Origin of the sequence: Streptomyces sp. TRM49041 (assembly GCF_008271805.1) — a bacterium.
GTDB lineage: Bacteria > Actinomycetota > Actinomycetes > Streptomycetales > Streptomycetaceae > Streptomyces.
This window is the reverse complement of record NZ_VSRY01000106.1, coordinates 35275-54414: the sequence shown is the minus strand read 5'-3', so window position 1 is coordinate 54414 and position 19140 is coordinate 35275. Positions and strand designations below refer to the sequence as shown.

At 69.6% G+C, this 19140-nt stretch carries 16 protein-coding genes and 1 pseudogene; 6 read left to right on the top strand and 11 right to left on the bottom strand.

Going from position 1 to position 19140, the window contains the following annotated elements; genetic code table 11:
- Positions 1-95 precede the first annotated feature (95 nt).
- From FVS66_RS12775 to FVS66_RS12765, 3 genes are all read left to right on the top strand, one after another.
- A complete protein-coding gene (locus FVS66_RS12775) occupies positions 96-317 on the top strand; it encodes a hypothetical protein (RefSeq protein ID WP_149181302.1) in 222 nt (73 codons plus the stop codon).
- Positions 318-419: 102 nt separating this feature from the next.
- The gene (locus FVS66_RS12770; RefSeq protein ID WP_149181309.1) at positions 420-1445 is read left to right on the top strand and encodes a sporulation protein; all 1026 of its coding nucleotides are present in this window, start codon (positions 420-422) and stop codon (positions 1443-1445) included.
- A gap of 197 nt (positions 1446-1642) precedes the next feature.
- Entirely contained in the window at positions 1643-1906 is a 264-nt protein-coding gene (locus FVS66_RS12765; protein ID WP_149181301.1) for a GlsB/YeaQ/YmgE family stress response membrane protein, read from the top strand.
- A gap of 6 nt (positions 1907-1912) precedes the next feature.
- On the opposite strand, the gene FVS66_RS12760 is transcribed toward FVS66_RS12765, so the two are convergent.
- The 9 genes from FVS66_RS12760 to FVS66_RS12710 all read right to left on the bottom strand — a co-directional run bounded on the left by FVS66_RS12760 (position 1913) and on the right by FVS66_RS12710 (position 13823).
- Complete coding sequence (locus FVS66_RS12760) at positions 1913-3226, bottom strand: hemolysin family protein (RefSeq protein WP_149181300.1); 1314 nt, start codon at positions 3224-3226, stop codon at positions 1913-1915.
- Between the two features lie 172 nt (positions 3227-3398).
- Positions 3399-4391: a D-cysteine desulfhydrase family protein gene (locus FVS66_RS12755; protein WP_149181299.1), complete on the bottom strand. Its 993-nt coding sequence runs from the start codon at positions 4389-4391 to the stop codon at positions 3399-3401.
- Positions 4392-4530: 139 nt separating this feature from the next.
- The gene (locus FVS66_RS12750; RefSeq protein ID WP_149181298.1) at positions 4531-5472 is read right to left on the bottom strand and encodes an ornithine cyclodeaminase family protein; all 942 of its coding nucleotides are present in this window, start codon (positions 5470-5472) and stop codon (positions 4531-4533) included.
- Positions 5469-6602, bottom strand: coding sequence for an aminotransferase class I/II-fold pyridoxal phosphate-dependent enzyme (locus FVS66_RS12745; RefSeq protein ID WP_149181297.1), 1134 nt, complete (start codon positions 6600-6602; stop codon positions 5469-5471). The genes FVS66_RS12750 and FVS66_RS12745 overlap by 4 nt, the downstream gene beginning before the upstream one ends.
- Positions 6599-7252, bottom strand: a complete 654-nt coding sequence (locus tag FVS66_RS12740) for a transcriptional regulator (RefSeq protein ID WP_149181296.1) — start codon at positions 7250-7252, stop codon at positions 6599-6601. The genes FVS66_RS12745 and FVS66_RS12740 overlap by 4 nt, the downstream gene beginning before the upstream one ends.
- 372 nt (positions 7253-7624) lie before the next feature.
- Entirely contained in the window at positions 7625-8911 is a 1287-nt protein-coding gene (locus FVS66_RS12735) for a hypothetical protein (RefSeq protein ID WP_149181295.1), read from the bottom strand.
- Positions 8912-10680: 1769 nt separating this feature from the next.
- Complete coding sequence (locus FVS66_RS12725) at positions 10681-11178, bottom strand: SRPBCC domain-containing protein (RefSeq protein WP_262386962.1); 498 nt, start codon at positions 11176-11178, stop codon at positions 10681-10683.
- A 585-nt stretch (positions 11179-11763) separates the two neighbouring features.
- Entirely contained in the window at positions 11764-13500 is a 1737-nt protein-coding gene (locus FVS66_RS12715; RefSeq protein ID WP_149181307.1) for an immunity 49 family protein, read from the bottom strand.
- A gap of 119 nt (positions 13501-13619) precedes the next feature.
- The gene (locus FVS66_RS12710; RefSeq protein WP_187645498.1) at positions 13620-13823 is read right to left on the bottom strand and encodes an RNase adapter RapZ; all 204 of its coding nucleotides are present in this window, start codon (positions 13821-13823) and stop codon (positions 13620-13622) included.
- Between the two features lie 296 nt (positions 13824-14119).
- On the opposite strand from FVS66_RS12710, the gene FVS66_RS12705 reads away from it, so the two are divergent.
- Complete coding sequence (locus FVS66_RS12705) at positions 14120-14854, top strand: dienelactone hydrolase family protein (protein WP_149181292.1); 735 nt, start codon at positions 14120-14122, stop codon at positions 14852-14854.
- A 357-nt stretch (positions 14855-15211) separates the two neighbouring features.
- Here the strand turns inward: FVS66_RS12705 and FVS66_RS12700 are convergent, their stop codons facing one another.
- A complete protein-coding gene (locus tag FVS66_RS12700; RefSeq protein WP_149181291.1) occupies positions 15212-15835 on the bottom strand; it encodes an alpha/beta hydrolase in 624 nt (207 codons plus the stop codon).
- Between the two features lie 98 nt (positions 15836-15933).
- On the opposite strand from FVS66_RS12700, the gene FVS66_RS12695 reads away from it, so the two are divergent.
- Positions 15934-16971 carry a LysR family transcriptional regulator gene (locus tag FVS66_RS12695; protein ID WP_149181290.1) on the top strand — a complete coding sequence of 346 codons (1038 nt, stop codon included), beginning with the start codon at positions 15934-15936 and terminating at the stop codon, positions 16969-16971.
- Between the two features lie 6 nt (positions 16972-16977).
- On the opposite strand, the pseudogene FVS66_RS35880 reads toward FVS66_RS12695, so the two are convergent.
- Positions 16978-17169 (bottom strand): annotated as a pseudogene (locus FVS66_RS35880) (IS256 family transposase); the annotation flags it as partial.
- A gap of 701 nt (positions 17170-17870) precedes the next feature.
- Between FVS66_RS35880 and FVS66_RS12675 the strand changes: the two are divergent.
- Positions 17871-18941 (top strand): protein kinase family protein, encoded by a 1071-nt coding sequence (locus FVS66_RS12675; protein WP_149181306.1) that lies wholly within the window; start codon positions 17871-17873, stop codon positions 18939-18941.
- Positions 18942-19140: the final 199 nt, after the last annotated feature.

Genomic DNA, 19140 nt, shown 5'->3' with positions numbered 1-19140 from the left:
ATGTAGACCAAAAGCGGTACGGAGCGTCAGAAGGGCATGCCTTCATGGCGGTTGACGCCACACCGGACCGCTCCATCACTCGCGGGAGGGCCTTCGTGGCTTCGATAGATCTGGACAAGGTGCTGGACAAGGCGTGGGCGGACAAGAGCCTGCCGGAGATCCTCGCCGCACCCGTGGGCGCGCTGAAGGGCGTGTCCGAGCGGGACGGCGAGCTCCTGAAGGAGGCGTTCGGTGTGAAGACGGTGGCCGACCTCGCCGATCTGAAGTACGTCCGCTGGGCCCAGGCGCTGGCCGCCCTCGACGCGGCGTCGAAGTAGCTCTCTCCGGGGCCGCCGCCACCACCACCGCCGGCCAGGCCGGTGGCGACGGCCCCTCTCTCTCCGTACAGCAACGCGCATCATGAAGGAGTGAACGCCACGATGGTGTTCAAGCGACTGCTCGGCTCGGTCGGCATCGGCGGCCCCTCGGTGGACACGGTCCTCACACCCGGAGCGGTCCAGCCGGGGGGCGCCCTCACAGGCGAGGTACGCCTCAAGGGCGGCAAGGCCGACTTCGACATCGAGCACATCACGCTCGAACTCGTCGCCCGCGTCGAGGCCGAGCACGACGACGGGGAGTCCGAGGGCGTGGTCGCCTTCGAACGGTTCACCGTGGCCGGTGGCTTCCGCCTGACCGAGGGCGAGCAGCGCAGCGTGCCGTTCAGCGTGCACCTGCCGTGGGAGACGCCGGTCAACGAGCTCTACGGGCAGGCCCTCGGCATCGTTCTCGGTGTGCGCACCGAGCTGGGCGTGGCCGGCGCGAAGGACAAGGGCGACATGGACCCGCTCGCCGTCGGGCCGCTGCCCGCGCAGGAGGCGGTCCTGGAGGCGTTCGGGCAGCTCGGCTTCGGCTTCAAGTCGGCCGACCTGGAGTACGGCCGCATCGGCGGCACCGGCCAGCAGCTGCCGTTCTACCAGGAGATCGAGATGACCCCGGCGCCGCAGTACGCGCACCAGGTCAACGAGATCGAGGTCACCTTCCTCGCCAACCCGGGCGGCATGGAGGTCGTCCTGGAGGCCGACAAGCGCGGCGGCCTCTTCTCCGGCGGCCACGACGCGCTGAACCGCTTCACCGTCAGCCACCAGGATGTCGGCCACACCGACTGGAACGCCCTGGTCGAGTCGTGGGTGCACCAGCTCGTGGAGCGCCACTCCGCGCACGGCGGCCACGGAGCCCACGGCGCGTACGGCCACAGCGACCCCTATGCGCACAAGGGCGACCACCACGGCCACCACGGCCACCACGGGCACGGCGACGGGCATCGCTCCGGCCCCGGCATGGGCACGGCCATCGCGGCCGGCGCCGCGGGCGTGGCGGTCGGCGTGGCGGGCGGCCTGGTCGCGGCGGAGATCGTCGACGAGGTCGGCGACTTCTTCGAGGGCGACGACGAAGGCGACGAAGGCTGACCCCCACGGCTTCTGTGTATCTGCAGAAGCCTTAGGGGCCGGGGGCGGTCGCGGTCGCGACCGCCCCCGGCACGCCGCATGACGGCTGAGACATGACCGGACAGGCCGTTGTACGGGAAGCCTGCCCCCACCCTCGGCCTGCCGCGCACACGTGCGACCTGCAAACCCCGACAGCGAAACCGAGAGAGGGCGGACACATGGAGATCTCCGGCATCATCACCGCGATCATCTTCGGAGCGATCATCGGCGCACTGGCCCGGCTGGTCCTGCCGGGACGGCAGAACATCGGCTGGCTGTGGACCATCGCCGTCGGCGTCGCCGCGGCCCTGGTCGGCACGGCCGTCGCCGCCGCGCTCGGCGTCGCCGACACCAAGGGCGTCGACTGGATCGAATGGGCCATCCAGATCGGCCTCGCAGCCGCCGGGGTCACCGCCCTCGAACGGTTCCGGGCCGGCCGCTGACACACCTCACGCCCCCGTGCCCTCCCGGTCGCCCTGCCCGTGGGCGGCACGGGGCCTGAGGCGGACTTCGGTGATGGCGTTGTGGGCCACCTCGGCGACCTCCACGTCCCAGTCCCCGACCGACACCTGCTCCCCGGGTCCACGAGGAATATTGCCGAGCCTGTCCAGCACCAGACCGGCGATCGTGGTGAACCGCCCGCTCTCGGCGAGGTCTGCCACATCGACGCCGATGTCGGGCAGGTCGTGGACGGGGAAGACGCCCGGCAGGAGCAGGGACCCGTCGGGCTGCCGCCGTACGGACAGCACGTCAAGGTCCGTCTCGTCGTAGATCTCGCCGACGATCTCCTCCAGCAGGTCCTCGATGGTCACGATGCCCTCGACCGAGCCGTACTCGTCGACGACCAGGGCGAACTGCTGCCGCTCGGCACGGAAGCGCCGCAGCGCGTCCGCCACCTTCATGAAGTCGGAGAACACCACAGCCGGCCGGGCCACCGCGGCGACCGGCACCGCGTCGTCACTCACCGTCAGGTCCCTCAGGCGCACCACGCCGACCACATCCTCGAAGTGCCCCGACCGGACGACCGGTGCCCTGGAGTGGCCGGCGGCCGCCAGCTCGGCCCGCGCCTCCGCCGCCGACGCCGACGCGGGCAGGGTGAACACCGACCGGCGGGGCACCAGCGCCTCCCTCAGCGTGCGCTCGTGGATCTCCAGCGCACTGGCGACGATCGCGCGCTGCTGGGCCGTCAGCCCGCGGTGACTGACCACCATGTCCTTGAGTTCCTCGGGCGTGGGCGGCACCTGCCCGGCACGGGGGTCACCGCCCAGCAGCCGGACGACGGCGTTGGTGGTCCGGCCGAGGACCCAGATCACGGGCCGCGACGCCGTCGAGAGCACGGCCAGGGGCGTGGCCGCCAGCAGGGCCCACCCCTCGGCGAACTGCATGGCCAGACGCTTCGGCGCCAGCTCCCCCACCACCAGGGTCACAAACGTCAGAACCAGCGTCACCAGGGCGACTGCCATCGGTTCGGCCGCCGCACCCAGGAACGACAGCCAAGGCACCACGGGTTCGGCCAGTGACACGGCCGCTGTGGCCGACGCGAGGAACCCCGCCAGCGTGATCCCCACCTGGATCGTCGCGAGATAACGGTTCGGGTCCTCGGCCAGCCGCACAAGCCGCGCCGATGCCGCTCCACCACGGCGGCGCAACCGCCGGAGCTGGCTCTCCCGCAGGGAGATCAGCGCGATCTCACTGCCCGCGAACAGGGCGTTGAGCACGACCAGCGCGGCGACGAGCAGCAGTTCGATCCCGTAGCCGTCCATGACGGCACCCTGTCACGCCCGTGCGCGCGCTCCTGCGACGCACCGGCGCGTGTCACCCGAGCGCACGGACACCGCGCATCACCCGCTCGGCGGCCGTGCCCCTGTCACGCCCGCGCGGGCACCCGCGACGCGCCGTTGCCCGCTGGAGACGGTGATGAGCGGTGGGATCATGTCACTCGAGGGCCTCGGCCATCTCAGGGAGGTAGGCGAACAGGGCGGGCAGACCGCCGGTGTGCAGGAAGACGGTTGGTACGTCTGTGTCCACTCCGGTGCCGGCGAGGAGGTGCGCGGCGCTCTTGCCGGTGTAGACGGGGTCGAGCAGGACGCCCTCCGTGCGTGCGAAGGTACGCACGGCGTGCCAGACTTCGCGGGTCGGCTGCCCGTAGCCTGGCCCGAGCGCCCGGTCGTTGATGTGTACGCGGTCTGAGGGCGGGGGCTTGACGCCGAGCAGAGTCGCCGTCTCCTCGACCAGTTTCCACAGTTCCGTCTCGGCCGGGCCCGCGGGCTGCAGCACGCACGCGAAGCTCAGGTCCCACGGCAGCCCGGCCGCGCCGAGGATCAGACCTGCGGCGGTGCCGGAGCTGCCGAGCGGGGCAACGATCCGGGCCTGCTCGATGCCGTGTTGGCGCAGCTGGTCGGCCAGCTCTTGGGCCGCGGAGACGTAGCCCAGTGTGCCGAGGGCGTTCGAGCCGCCCATGGGGAGCACCACCGCCCGTCGGCCCTGGACCCGCTCGGCTTCGACCAGGGCTTGCGCGCGTTCCTGGGCCTCGGCCCCGTTTCGGCAGATATGCATCCCCGCTCCGAAGAGCCGGCCCAGGACCAGGTTCCCGGACTGTTCATATGCCTCGCCCGAGCGGGGGACCGACGTGGTGAGCACGAGTTCGCAGCGCAGCCCGAGGTGAGCTGCCGCAGCCGCTGTCTGCCGACCGTAATTGGTCTGCAGAGAACCGAAGGTGATCACGGTGTCGGCACCGTCCGCGAGCGCGCCACCGAGCAGGTACTCCAGTTTGCGTAGCTTGTTGCCGCCGGCGCCAAGCCCGTTGACGTCATCACGCTTGAGGAGGATCCGGCCTCCCATGGCCTCGCTCAGCCGCGGCGCCTCCTGCAACGGAGTCGGCCACGTGCCCAGCGGCACACGAGGGAAAGCGGAGAGGTCGGGAATCATGATCGGCCTTGTCTTTCTTCTTAAGTCCAGGAGCTTTGCCCCAGGGCAGCTCCTGAGTGTCTCGGGATCGACTCCAGGACATCGGGGATCCGCACAGCCCGTCGAGATGCCCCGGAGCCCGCGGACGACACGCGTATGTCTACCGCGTCAGTTCGTGCAGGACTGCTGAGGCGAGGGCCGCGTCGAGTGCGCCGACACCGGTGAGGTCTGCGACGGTGATCGCGTCGTCCGGCCGCTCGACGGGCTCTTCGATGAGGAAGCCGACGGGGGTGTCGTCGGTGGCGGTGACGGTTCCGGCGCGGACAGCGTGGCCGAAGTCGCCGTGGTGCAGGCACTGGTCGTGGTCGTCGGTCGCGATCAGTGCCGCGCGGCCGAAGAGCGCCGGGGGAAGCTCGTTCTTGTGGGGCATGTCGGTGCCGATCCCGGTCACATGCGCGCCGTCCCGGACGAGGGCGGCCTCCAGCACCGGGGCCGAAGCGGGGGTCGTGGTGAGGATCATGTCGGCTCCCGCGGCCTCTTCGGCTGAGGCGGGCCGAGCCTGCCGGCCGCTCGCGCTGAACTCCTCGCACAGCGCCCGGGCTCTGTCCCGGCTGCGACCGTGAACGAGCACCGTGCTGATCCGACGGAGCTCAGTGAGCCATTCGACCTGGAGCCGGGCCTGCTCTCCGGTGCCGAAGACGGCCAGGGTCGTCGCATCGGGGCGGGCCATGGCGTGGGTGATCAGCGCGCCCGCGGCGGCGGTTCGCCAGGCGGTGAGGAGACCGCGGTCGTCGAAGATCGCGCGGACCTGGCCGGTCAGTGCGCTGAGGACGCAGACCAGGCCATGGTTGGAGGGCAGGCCCGCCGCGGGGTTGCGATAGAAGCCGGTCGCGATTTTGACGATGAAGTCGGGGGCACCTGTGACCCAGCCCGCTTTGACATGGCAGTCGCCGTCGGCGCGGGGGAATTCCAGGTGCATCGGTGGCGGCACGGTGGTGCGGCCGTGGGCGTGGGCGATCAGCGCGTCGCGGACGGTGTCGAGGACCAGATGCGGAGTGGCGACCTGCTCGATGGCGGCCGCGTCGAAGACCGGGCGGGTCATCGGCGTGCTCGCATCCACTGGGTGAAGGCGGCCAGGCCCTCTTCGGGGTGGGCGCGGCCGACGCCGATGCGGAACCGGTCGGTAGGGGTGGGGGTGAGTTCGGAGCGGTAGATGCCGGCGGGCAGCAGCAGGACGCCGGCTTCCTCCACCAGGCGGGTGCAGAAGTCCTCCACTCCTTCGGGGCCGAGGTAGCGGGGGTAGGCGACACAACCGCCATCGGGTGCCCGCCATTCGAAGACGTCCGGGAACTCGGCGAAGAAGGCGTCGAAGACCGGTAGGTTCCGTGCGATCAGAGCGCGGTTGCGGTCCAGGATCCGCGTGCGGGCCTTGAGTGCGATGCGGGCCAGGACCTCGCTGGGGGCGGAGTTGCAGATGGTGGTGTAGTGCTTGGCCCGCTCCAGCCGGGTGAGCAGGGAGCGGTCGCGGCAGGCGATCCACCCGATCCTCAGACCTGGCAGGCCCAGGGACTTGGAGGTCACGTTCAGCGACAGGGCGCGCTCGGACAGGTCCGCGGCCTGCGGCAGGGTCCGGGCCGGATCGCGTTCCAGGCCGCGGTAGACCTCGTCGCTGAACAGATGGATGCCACGCTCGTCGCACAGCCGCGCCAGCTCGGTGAAGTCGGCGGCGCTGATGACCTTGCCGGTGGGGTTGTTGGGGAAGTTCACCGAGACCACCCGGGTGTTCGGCCGGATCGCCGCTTTGATCTGGTCGAGATCCAAGGCCCAGTCGCGGTCCGGGTCGAGGGCGACGCCGGTGACCTCGCACAGTGCCAGCGGCACGGTCTCGGCCGCCTGGTAGTTCGGGGTCACCACGACTGCGTGGTCACCGGTGTCGAGCAGGACGTTCATCGCCAGATACAGGGCCTCCTCGGCGCCCGCGCAGCAGATGATGTCCTCGGCGTCCGCCCGTTCGTACATCTGGCTGATCGCCTGGCGCAGGGCCGGATCACCGTAGGTCTCGGTGTAGCCCAGCGACAGGTTCTCGAACGCGGTCCGGTCGTGGTCGTCCGCCAGGGCGAGCAGTTCGCCGAGCGTCATGGTCTGAACGTCGGAGGCGGTCAGGTGGTGGCGTGCGGTGAACTCCCACTGGGAGAAGTATGTCTCCAGCCGGAAGTCGGGCAGTCGGGTCATCGCGTCAGGTCCTTCGCGTCTGGTGCTCTGAGCTCGGCGAGCAGGTTGTAGAGGGTGGACCGGGAGACCCGCAGGGCGCGGGCGACGACTGGGGTGGCCCGGCGCACGGCGAAGACCTTGGCCTCGTCCAACCGGGCGAGGACGGCCAAGCGGTCGGCGCGGGTCAGCCGCTCCACCGGGCGACCGCACTCACGCACGTAGGCGCCCACTACGTGCTGGACACGATCGCTCCAGTCCTGCTCGAACAGCGGCTCCGGGCGGGACACGGTCGGTGCGCCGAACGCGGACAGCAAAGCCGTGGCCTGCTCCAGCGGAGTGCGGTCGAGATTGACGCACAGCACCGCCGAAGCCCTCCCGTCCGCCTCACGCAGGATCGCGCTCACCGATGACAGACGCCGGCCGTCCGCGAGCAGCTTCTCGTACGGCCCGAACACGTCCCGAGCTGATGGATCAAGGGCGTCCAACTCGCCCAGCAGCGACGGATCCCCCGGGCCCCGAGAGCTCATCGGATTCCAGATCTCCAGGATCCGGTCGGTATCCGGATCATGCAGCACCACCTCGGCGTACGGACCGAGCAGCAGCGCTACGGCCTGGCACGCCGGTGCCCACATCCGCACCCGAGGGTCGGTGCCCTCATCCACAGTTCCCATGCCCGGACCTTACGTCCAGGATGGACGAACTGTCCACACCTCCAGCGTACGTCGGCACGCCTACTCGACGGCAGCACCTCCTGCCGCGCCCATCACACGCGCGGACTTCTCCGTTGTCGTCCCCGGCCGGGTCCCGGCGTCGATCTCGTCCTGCCGGACCACTTGCGCAGCGTCTCGGTCGCGCCGATCCCGAGCTTCGCGACGACCGCTTTCATCGCGGCCCACTCGGTGTCGTAGTCGGGCCGCGCCTCGGCACCCATCCGCACCTCACGACGGCGCAGCTCAAGCGGGCACTTAGGGACGTGCCATGACTCGACCCTCTCAAACGGTCGAGTCCCTACCGAACCCGGAACGGTTCACTTCGAGTCGGCGTCACGCTTGGGAACCGTCTGCGTGCCAACGCTCCATATGGTCTTGGTGCGTCGGGAGGTAGGCGCCGGGCTGGTAGTGGGTGTCATAGAAGTCGGTGTCGAGGTGCACGGCCTGGACGTAGCCCGAGAGCACCATCGTCGTGAAGGTGTTCGGGAACTTGCCGTAGGTGTCGTAGATGTACTGTGCGACCTCGCTCAGGCAGTCGATGAACTCCTCGGAGTAGGGCGTGACCCCCTGCTTGATCGCCTTGGTATCCCGCCAGGCACCAGGGGTGCTGGGGTCGTAGGCGCCCTCGGGACCGAACTTGCGCTCCACGAAGATGTTCACGGCCTCGCGCATGTCCGATACGTACGGCGGGCAGAGCCCCTCGAAGTGGCCGTCGAGCCCGACGGGGTTCGGCAGCGTCCAACGGGCGTCGTGAACGAAACGGAGCCCGAGCCCCTCGATCCCGCTCTGGTTGAACGCGCCAAGGACGCTCCACCGGTTGAGCCCGTTGAAATACAGGCCGCCCAGCCCCATCGCCTGCATGGTGAGCATGATGTTGTGGCCCATGAAGGCGAGCTCGGTGACGTTGGCCTCATAGGCCATCTGCTGCAGCACCGTCAACGGGATGCGCTTGCCCTCCTGCAGGAGGCCGCTACGGACGAAGGGCGCCAGGTCGCCGGCGGGGCGACCGGCGATGTCGTCGACGAGCACATTCCCGTTCGCCAGGGCCATGGCCATGAGGCCGAGCACCTGCTCGCTGGCATCACCCACGGGCATGAACAGCGTGGAGCCCGGTGCGTTCGCCATCCAGAGGTTCGGTTCGAGCATGTGCGGCGGGGCCGCGGGGAGGTCGAGCCGGCGTTCGGACAGCTGCTCCGTGTGCGTGCGCACCGTCTCGACCATGACCTCGAGGGCGTCGTCGCGGTTCCCGGTGGCTTGACGGGGTCGGGCGGGCAGGAGATCGCGCGTGTTCGTGAGATACGTCCCCGAGTCGTCGGTCGTGAACAGCATCGGCGTACCGATCCCAGCGGCGGTGGGCGCCGTACGGCCCGTGAACCGCTGCGTGTAGTGGGCATGCTCCTCGGGACGGTCGGGGCCGAAGGGCACCCCGAAGCTCCAACCTGTGACCCCGGTTCCGGCAGCGACGAGGATCGAGCGTTCAAGCTCCGACAGCGGCACCGGCTCGGCTCCGGATCTGTAGGCGAGGGGCCCCGACGGGATCTCCATGCCCAGCCCGAAACGTCGGGCGCGGCGTCCAACGATGGCGTCGAAGAGGGGAAACTCGGTCAGGCCGGTCTGCATCGATGGCTCCCATCCGACTCGCGTCCAGCACGCGGATCATTGTGACCGTACGCCGGGATCACTGGTTGTGCGGGCATGACGTTCTGGTTGTGCTTGAACAGATTGTCCGGGTCGTGGTGCGACGCCTGGTATCCGCGAGCCGGCCGTGGTTGCCCTTGTGGCTGACCCCGATCCGGTCCTGGTCGTCGTCGGCCATGAAGTTGATGTAGCCGCCAACGACATCCAGCGCGGAGTCCCGCTGATGTCCTCCTCGCTACTCAGCACGCGCCTACGCCCAGCTCGAACGCGCCGGGATCGTGGAGCACCGACCGCGCCCGAAGACCACCTGGCCCCCGCCGGCGGGATCAGCCGGCTGTCGTCTCCCCCGCGCCGAGCCGGACCCTGATCCGCATCGTCGACGACAGCCCCGACCCCGACCGTCCAGCCCGGCTCCTGGAACGCCACTCGGAGCACCGCCGGGTCCAGTCCCTGGCCGCCCTCGTCGCCAACCCGCACACCCATGGCGCCGCGGCCTGGCAGAGCCGCTGGGCGCGGGCTGCTCGATCGCCGACGCATCGTCCGCGACGACGCCGGGCTCGGGAAACGCGCAGCGGGACAGCTCACGCATCGCCCGGTTCTGCCGCTCCACCGCCGGCCGGGTCCACCCGGTGTACCGGCTCGGTGTGCTTCAAGGACGCGGCGGCACTCCTGGGCCACTGTGGTCACGTCGTGGGGTCGGTGGTGTAGGCGTACACACGGACTGGATCGAGGTGGAGTTCATGGGGCCCGAGACAGTCCGCGGCAAGGGTGGCTACAAGTGCTCCACAGACGCATTCCATGTTGCGGCCCCCTGTTCCCAGCGGCCCACAGCACCCGTGGTGTATACCCAAGGGACCAGCCAGCCGGAGGCTCGGCACATCGTCGGGATGAACGATCACCGAGTTCCTGGGGCCGGCGGAGACCGTTCCCGTCAGGTCGGGCGGCATGAGCAGAGCGCGGCTCTCGGACTCATCGACTTTGTGTCGCGACGACGGCACGAAGGGGGCGCCCCATGGCTTCGGATCGATGGCGTAGCGGCCCATGGGCACAATCGACGGTGCCAGCCGGGTTGTGGGGTCGCGGTCTCCGTCTTCTACGCAAGCATCGGGGACCCCTGGAAGCGCGTGAAGGTCGCGGGTCAGCTGAGTACCGCACCTCGCACAGTAGAAGACCGCCATATCGTCCGTTCTACCCGACCGTCGCCATCCGCCACGACCGCGTTGGTGTCCCTCAGCCGACGGCGTCAGGTGGGACTTTCACACGCGGGTGGGGAGGAACAACAGGATGACCGTCTTTCGCTGCGCCAGCTGTCGGCAGCCCCTGACGAGCGAGGTGGAGCCTGGGGAGCCGCTACCAAGGCCGGAGCGGCCGGCGGCCAGGTGGCGTTGATCACCGCCGCCGTCACTGACGAACAGATGGCGGCGAAGGTCTCCGTGAACCACTGCTCGGGAGCGATCCGGGCCATGGGGTCGAGGCACGGGGCATCCTGCACTTCCGCCTCCACCGACGGGCCCGGACATGGCCGGGCATCCCTCAAGAGTCCCCGGTGCCGCCGTCCCGCCGGAGGCGGGCCGCGCCACCGCACGGGAAGGCAGCGGCCAGCCGCCGTCTCTACCGGGGCTTCGACCGAATCACCAACGTCCTCGACCCAGCCCCCTGAGCCTTACGGATCTTGCGCGATATTGCTGTTCAGGGGCCGTTGTGAAGACAGGTACGGCCACCGTCTGGGCCTCTCCCCCGCGGCAAAGATCTCAGGCCGACGCAGCTGACGACATCAGCTCCTCCAGCTTGTTGAGGCTCTGAGTCCAGCCCTCCTCGTGAAGAGCTTGGCGCCCCTCAGTGGCGAAGTCACCCTGGCTGACAACCAACTCGGCCCCTGTACCGCCGATATCGCGAAGCGACAGCGTCACAACCGTCTCCCGATCCTCGGGGTCGGGATCCTCCCACCGGAAGGTGTAGGATAGGCGTTCCGGGGGGTCGACCTCGACGAATTCCCCCACCAGGTAGAACAGATCGCCTTCCGGAGGTTGCATCGCGATCCGATAGCTACCGCCTGGCCGAAGGTCGCTTTCCACACTTGGGATGGCGAACCCGTCAGGGCCCCACCACTTGGCCAGTACCTGCGGTTCGGTCAACGCTCGGAATACGACCGAGCGCGGTGCGCGGAGGACACGCTGCAGCTGCAGCCTCAGCCCGCCATCGTGTGTCATCACGAACCTCCTCCTACCGAAGGTGCCGAGATTGACCACCGCACCTATTCTAAGTATCCCAGCCGTAGTTCGCGATCTCGTCGGCCAGGGGCGATGTGAGGACGGGTGCGGCCACCGGTGATCATCGCGTGCTGTGTGGACAGACGAAGATCAAGCACTGTTCTCAGGCCATGGCGCAGACCCCGCTCGCTGGCGGGACATGTTCGATGCCCTGATGGCCCGGATCGCGGGCGTTTCACGCGGACCGAACCCCGACGCCGGGCACGGTCGCTCGTTGTGGGACTGCTGTCCGGCCTGCCGCGGAAGAAAACTGCTGGACCATCGCCGAGCATGCCGGGCACGCCACCCCGGACGGCCTGCGGCACCTGTCGCCGGTTCCCTGAGGATCCCAGTGGCCGCCGCCCGCGGCGCCGCCATCCGACAACAACTCCTTGAGATGCCCGCTCCCGTCGTGCCGACGCTCTCGGCTATCACGACAAGACCACCACCCGCCTCCGCAACGAGGCCGGTGGGATCTGGAGCCGATACGCCGCCGGCGACCACAGTCGGTCACCAGCCGGCTGGGTTCCTCGCAGAACAGGCGACAGCTGATCAGGCGATCACACCAGCACCGAGGCCGAGCCGCTAGAAGGGTTCAGCGGCCCGCAGGAGGCTCTGTGGAAGGTAGGGGGACTCGACGCGGATGGCCCAGCCGCGGCGGCGGGCGTGGCAGGCCAGGGCGAGGATGTCGAGGTTGACGGAGGCGTCCGGATCGTCGGCGCGGTCGGCGACCTGGTAGTAGTCGCGGTGGGCTTCCAGTGCGTCGGCCAGGGCCAGGTTGAAGCTCTCTTCGTCGCCCTCCACGAGCTGCGACAGCAGCACGGCCGGCGGCATGGCGAAGCCCCAGTCCTTGGCCTTCTCGGCCTGCTCCAGCGCCCGCTGCGCGGCCGACTCGGGATCCGTGCCCTTCAGGTAGGCGTGGAGGGCCGCGCGGTACGCGGCGAAGGCGGAGCCGTCCGGGCGGGCGAAGTCAGGGCCGGTGAGGACCAGCGGGGCGAGGTCCTCGCGTGCGCCGGTGATCAGGGCGAGGGCGGTGGCCGTCTGCCAGTTGCCGGCGCCGGCTTTCTCGTCCCGCTCGGCCGGGTAGCGCAGCGTGCGGCCGTCGATGGTCACCTCGGCCTCGGTGCCCGGCTCGGCCAGGGCGATACGGAACAGGGCCGCCCCCATCCGGGAGGCCAGGCGAAGGCTCGCGAGCTGGGCGTCCGTGACGCCGTCGGGGTCACCCGCGCGCCACTTGAAGAGGCGTTCCTGATCGCCCATGACGCCGACGAGCCGCCGAACGGCGAGGGGCTCGCCTTCGGCGGCGGTGAACGCCTCCCGGACGTCCTCCTCGTACATGGCCTCGGTCTGCGGATGCACGGTCCGCGCGCAGGGCGGCCGCTCCACCACCAGCGGGCCGGCGGCGAGCGCGGCGACCGCGTCCGGCCGCCGGTCCCGGCCGAACCCCGCGACCCGCGGGCCTCGCGACTCGAAGCCGGTGACCAGGGCGTGCGGGAGGTAGTCGGTGTGGACGGCGGGCGCCCAGCCCAGGGTCCGGTACGCGAGCGCGGCAAGGGCTATGGGGACAAGCGGCAGTAGAGAGCTCGGGGAGGCCGAGAGGCTGTGCAGGGTGGTGTGCCCGGTCAGGAGGTCGGCCAGCGCGGCATCGAAGCTCTCCCGGTCCTCGGCGGCCAGGGCGCGCAGCGTGCGCAGCGCCGCGCTGTCCGGCCGGTCCAGCAGCGGCTCGCCGGTCTCCCCGGCGCGGATACGGATCCTGTCCAGGGCCGCGTCGACGGCGGCGAGCTTGGCCTGCGCGCTCGGCGGATACTCCTCGTCGTCGCCGGTGTCGTCCAGGACTACGGCCATCAATCCGGTGGTGAGCTCGCCGACGGGCGTTCCCTTCGCCTGCCCGGCGAACTTCTGCCGGGCGAAATGGAACGCCTCGCCATGCCACTTGGCCCTGTCCCTGAGGACCGACAAGCAGAGCGCGTCGATCCACTCCCCGGGCGTGACACTCTCCTCAGGGGCATCCTCGCCCGGGTCGTAGCTCATGCCGAAGTTCACGTACTCCAGGAAGACCTGGAAGCTGCAGTGCGGGTGGTACGCCGCGTAGGCGACGGCGCCGGCCGCGGCCTCGGAGGCGTCCTTGAGGGCGGCCTTGGCCTCCGGGGTGTCGAGGTCGGGTGTCACGACGGAGAGGGCGCCCAGGTAGTCGAGGAACTCCTCGGCTATCGACTGCCATTCATAGGTTGCCATCCGGCCGGCCCGCGACATGGACCGAACCTGGCCCCCGATCCGGTTCGTGAAGTCCTCGCGTGCCGCCGACACGGCGGTCCCGCCCACCTGGTGACGCTCTATCCGCACTGTGCTACTCCTTGATCAAATCTTGTGGACAGCCTAGGCGCCGGATCTGACAGGAGGGTTGAGGAACCTCGGAGCAGAACCGGGCCGAGGCAGGCGGCCTACGGCTGATGCTCGATGACCGGCAGGCCGATGTGAGGGTGCTCGACTACCACGCAGATGTCTTCCTCGGCGCGCAGGTACTCGGCGACCTGTTCGGCAATCGCCATCGAACGATGCCGGCCCTCCCTGCACGCGACCGTCACCTTCACCAGGCGGCGGCGCGGTTCGGCGTAGCCGCACAAGACGGCCGTGGTGACGGCCACGAGACAGTGCGTCGACCGGGTTCGAGGTCCGACGCGCCGACCAAGCTCATTCTCGCGAACAGCACCGTGGACCGGGGGGAGCACTGGAGTCGATCCTGTCCAGTGGGCTACGTTGGGCGGCGATGACTACCGGGACGGCATTGCGCCACACACGGATTGGTGACCCGGCGCTGCTCTGAGCGCCGTACGGGCCGGTGCCGGCCCGCTGTTGGATCGAGGATCCGGCGCTGCTGCGCGGGCTCCGCCTCCTGTCGTGTTGATCACAGCTCGACACGTCAGCCACGACAGGAGAACTCATGCCCACCAAGACGCTGCACATTCCCACCGAGGACGGCCAGGCCGACGCCTTCGCCGCCTTCCCCGACGGTGGTGAGCGGCACCCAGGGGTGCTGATGTACGCGGACGGCTTCGGTATCCGGCCCGTGCTGCGGGAGATGGCCCGCGAACTGGCGGGGCACGGGTACTACGTGCTCGTCCCCAACCTCTTCTACCGGCACGGCCCGGCACCGGTGATCGAGCTCCCCGAGTACATCGGGGAGGAGGTCCGGTCCGCGGTCTTCGCCCAGCTGATGCCCTTGATCGAGGCGCACACCGCCGAACGTGTCCTGAGCGATGCTGACGCCTACCTCAGGTTTCTCACCACCCAGCCCGAGGTCGCCGCTGGACCGGTCGCGGTGACCGGCTACTGCATAGGCGGCCTGCTGGCGACGCGCACCGCCGCGGCCCACCCCGGCCAGGTGGCCGCCGTCGCCGCATTCCACGGTCCCGTAGGCGCGGACGGGCCCGACTCCCTCGCCGAGATCACCGCCCAGGTCCACTTCGGCCACGCCGAGAGCGACCTGACGCCCGAGGCCCTGGGCGAGCTCAACCAGGCCCTGGATGCCGCGGGTGTCGGCTACACCTCCGAGATCTACCCCGGCACCGTCCACGGGTTCACCATGTCCGACACCGACGCCTTCGACCCCGCCGGGCTGAAGCGCCACTGGGACCGCCTGCTCCCCCTCCTCGACCGCACAATGGCCAACAGCTGACGGCTGCTGGTCAGCCGGCGGGGCGGGGCAGGGCAGCGAGTCGGTGGAACGCGGCGGCGAGTTCGTGTCTCCATGGCCAGGTGGCGGATATCCCAAGGTGGAGACGTCGGCCGCCGCGGGTGAGGCGGGCGGCGACGTGCGGGTCCGTCAAACGATTTGCAGTCCCACCCGAAGAACCCGACCACCCTTCTTGAGACGTCTCCAGCAGATGAGGCTGCAGGCGAGGGAGACGCAGGCGTCGGTGGTGGAGGGGTAATTGTCAGGAGTTGTGGTTCATCATGACTCGGGGCAGGGGCGTGAGCCCTTCGATGGAGCTGGGGTCCTCGCGAGGCCGGTCACACGTTCTGCTTCTGCGGTTCATGCCGGAGCGGCGTCGGTGCGGTGCTGGATCGGAGTGTCGTCGGACGGGGCGAGGCACCAGTCGAGGAGTGAGGGCCAGGATCCGTAGCGCGCTTCCAGGTCCAGGTGGGCCGCGCCGGGCAGGACGTCGGCAGGGAGGCCAAGAGGTTCGCCGTACGCGGCAACGGCACCTTCCGGGCAGTAGGGGTCGTTGTCGCCGGCGACGAGCCTGGTGTACTTGGCCGCGGCGGCGAGTTGCTCGGCCGCCACCGGCGGCGGAGTGAACTCCGCGACTTCTGCGTGCTGTTCCAGCACGCCCGGGGAGGGCGGGGCGACGAGGAGGATCCGGTCGACGGGGACCGGCACGGCGCCTCTGGCCACGGCGTGCAGCCACAGCAGGCAGGCCAGGCTGTGGCAGACGACGGTGCGTTGCTGTCCGCGCAACACGTCGAGCCGCGTGCGGAGCACGGCCAGCCACGCCTCCAGGTCGGGGTGGTCCGGGTCGGGCAGCTGGGGATAGTCGACCGCGTGCCCCAGGCCTGTGAGCCGGTCCGCCAGCCAGTGCTGCCAGTGTCCGGCGGGGCGGTGGTTCTGCCATCCGTGGAGCACCAGGAAGCCGTGCTCGGTCGGGGTCTCGGTCATGGTCTCTCGCATTCGGAGGGAAGGAGCGGCCTCAGGGCCGGGAAGCTCGAAGCGATTGTGGGCATGGCCGATTATGCAGGTCCAGTTAATCTCTCTGGATGGAACCGGTAAGGAATTCCTTCACTGTCGATCTGCGCCGGTTGGGTGTGCTGCGGGAGCTGGACCGCCGCGGCAGCCTGGCCCGCACCGCCGAGGCCCTGCATCTGACGCCGTCCGCCGTGTCGCAGCAGCTGGCGGCGCTGTCCCGGGAGGTGGGTGTTCCGCTGATCGAGCGGCAGGGACGCGGAGTCCGGCTGACCGGACAGGCACGCGTCCTCCTGGAACACGCCGACGTGATCGCCGCGCAGTGGGAGCAGACCCGCGCCGATCTCGCCGCCTGGCAGAAGGGCCGCCGCGGTGCGGTCACCATCGGCGCCTTCTCCAGCGCCATCACCGGGCTGCTGCCGCGTGCCCTGCGGCGCCTGACCGGACACCACCCGGACGTCCGCATCGCGGTCGTCGAGGCCGAGCCGCCGGATGTGTTCACCCGCCTCGACGGCGGGGAGGTCGACATCGCCGTGGCCGTGGACTTCGCCGCCGCTCCGCCCCACACCGACCGCCGCTACAGCCGCATCGACCTGCTGGCCGACGTCCTCGATCTGGCCCTTCCCGAGGCCCACCCCTGTGCGCGGCAAGAGCACGTACCGCTACGGGACCTGGCGGCCGACGCCTGGATCGTCGGTGAGCCCCGCAGCTGCTGCGGGGCGATCACCCGCTCTGTGTGCGCCGCGAACGGCTTCACCCCCGACATCCGCCACACCGTCAACGACTGGCAGTCCCTCGCTGCCCTCGTCGAAACGGGCATGGGCGTGGCGCTCGTCCCGCGCCTGGTCCAGCCACTCCACCGCCCCGGCCTGGTCCTGCGTACGCCGACGGGACCGCCGCCCACGCGACATGTTTTCGCGGCCGTACGCGCCGGATCCGGCAACGACCCGGTCCTGGGCGCGGTCCTCGGGCACCTGCGGGCCGCGGCCACCAAGATCACCGATCCGTCCAGCCGCATCGGCCCCGGTGCAGTAGAGCCTGTGTGTCCTGAGCTTGACGAGCAAGGAGCGCACGCTCATGGAGGCCGGCAGGGATCAGACACAGCCAACTGAAGTTGTTCATGCCGTGACGGGCTCGGGGCGTTCGAAGAGGTGGCCGCGTTCGAAACGGGCCCCGGCCCTCACGAGGGCGACGAGGTGGGGTGCGTTCATGGCCCGCCACCGCTGCCTGGCGGACTCGATCAGTTTGAAGACCATGGCCAGGGCGGCGGTGCGGGAGCCGGCGCCGCGGGTGACCTTGCTCCGCAGCCGGGGCCTTCTTCGCTGCGGACTGCGCGGACCTCGGCATGGAGTCGAGGACCTCGCGGAAGCCGAGGTCGGCGAGGGCGGCGGTGATGTCGTGGGTGCGGCAGGGGCCGGGCTGCGGATATCCACATCAGGCGGCCCTTCTCGTCTGTCAGGGCGAGGAAGTGCAGGCCGTGACTGCGGTGTTCGCGGGAACAGTTCCGCCGGTCGGCCTCCCGGTGCGGCGCCGGGTGGGACGAGAGTGCGTCGATCAGGACCACCTCCCCGCCTCGCTTGGCGACCTTCCTCAGAGCGCGGTCCAGGCGCGAGGCCGGCACGGCGAGCAGGGGCGATCAGCTCGTCGCGCCAGCGGCGGACGGTGGACTCGGACACGTTGTTGCCGTCGGCCTTGTCGGCGGAGCGTTGGTCGTGGCGCAGTACAGCCAGGACGATCACCGCGATCCGTCCGGGCGGCAGGATCCGCCACCGGACCGTACCGCCTTCAGATGGCGACGTAGCAGACCGGCGAGGGCAAGCGCGCAGGAGTCCTCGGCGTACTCTTTGGCTGTCGTCACACTTCTTCAACAGCCGCTGGAGACACCTCGGTTACGTCACGCCGCATCGGCCACGACGTGGGTGGGTGGTTTCTGGGCTCCCGTCCCGGTGTCTGCTGAAGCCGTTGCGCAAGAGGCGGGGCACGGCTGGAGGTATAGGTGAAGAGCCCTGACATGTCCCGCGGTGCTCGCCTTGCCGCCCACGGCGCCGTTTCCACATCGCTGGCGCTGCGCAGCGATCGCACACTGCGCGAGTCTGTGGACGCCGGCACACCGCTCGGGTCGGGCATCGGCGGGAGGACGCTCCTACTGGAGGTCGAGGGAACCCCGGTCTTCGTCAAGCAGGTACGGCTGACCGATCTGGAGCGACGGCCGGAGCATGTTCACTCCACCGCGAATCTGTTCGGGCTCCCGGCCTTCTGCCACTACGGCATCGGCGCCATCGGCGGCCCGGGGTTCGGAGCCTGGCGTGAGCTGGCCGTGCACACCATGACGACGAACTGGGTGGTCGCGGGAGACTACGAGGGCTTCCCCTTGATGTACCACTGGCGGGTGCTACCGGACTCTGGCCGGCCACTTCCCGAGGAACTGGCCGATGTGGATCGGGCCGTAGCCTACTGGGGAGGCGGATGGGAGGTACGCCGCCGGGTCGAGGCTCTCCAGCAGTCCACGGCGAGCCTCGTGCTGTTCCTGGAGTACATCCCGCAGAACCTGCATGACTGGCTGGGCATCCAGATCGGGTCCGGTGACGAAGCGGCCGAGCGGGCCTGCGCCATGGTGGACAACGAGTTGAAAGCCGGCATCTCGTTCATGAACGCCCGCGGGCTGCTGCACTTCGACGCCCACTTCGAGAACATCCTGACCGACGGTCGTCGGCTGTTCTTCGCCGACTACGGCCTCGCGATCTCCTCACGCTTCGAGCTCACACGGGACGAGGCCGACTTCTTCGACCAGCACCGCACCTACGACCAGTGCTACACCATCACGCACCTGGTGAACTGGCTGGCCGTCGCTCTGTACGGATACGAACCCGAAGAACGCAAAGCGTTCGTGCACGCCTGCGCCCAAGGGGTGCCCCCCGAGGCGGTTCCAGCGTCGGTCGCGGCAGCCCTTATCCGCTATGCACCGGTCGCCGCAGCGATGGGCGACTTCTATCGCGAATTCCAGCAGGAGAGCCGGACAACTCCCCATCCGCTGGCAGCGATCCGTCGGACGGGGCAGCAGAACAGCCGGTCCATTGCCTGACGCGTCGACGGGTCGGAGCTTGTGCTGGGAAACTACGTGACCGGCGACAGCCGGTCACAGGCGGATGGTGAACCGGCCATCGGGTGGCTTCCGCAGCCAGCCGCGGTCGACGAGTCTGATCCAATGCGCAACCCCCGTCCCCGCTCCATATGTCGATGATCCGGTGGCCGGGAATCCGGTCATCGGGGGTGCCGGCCGA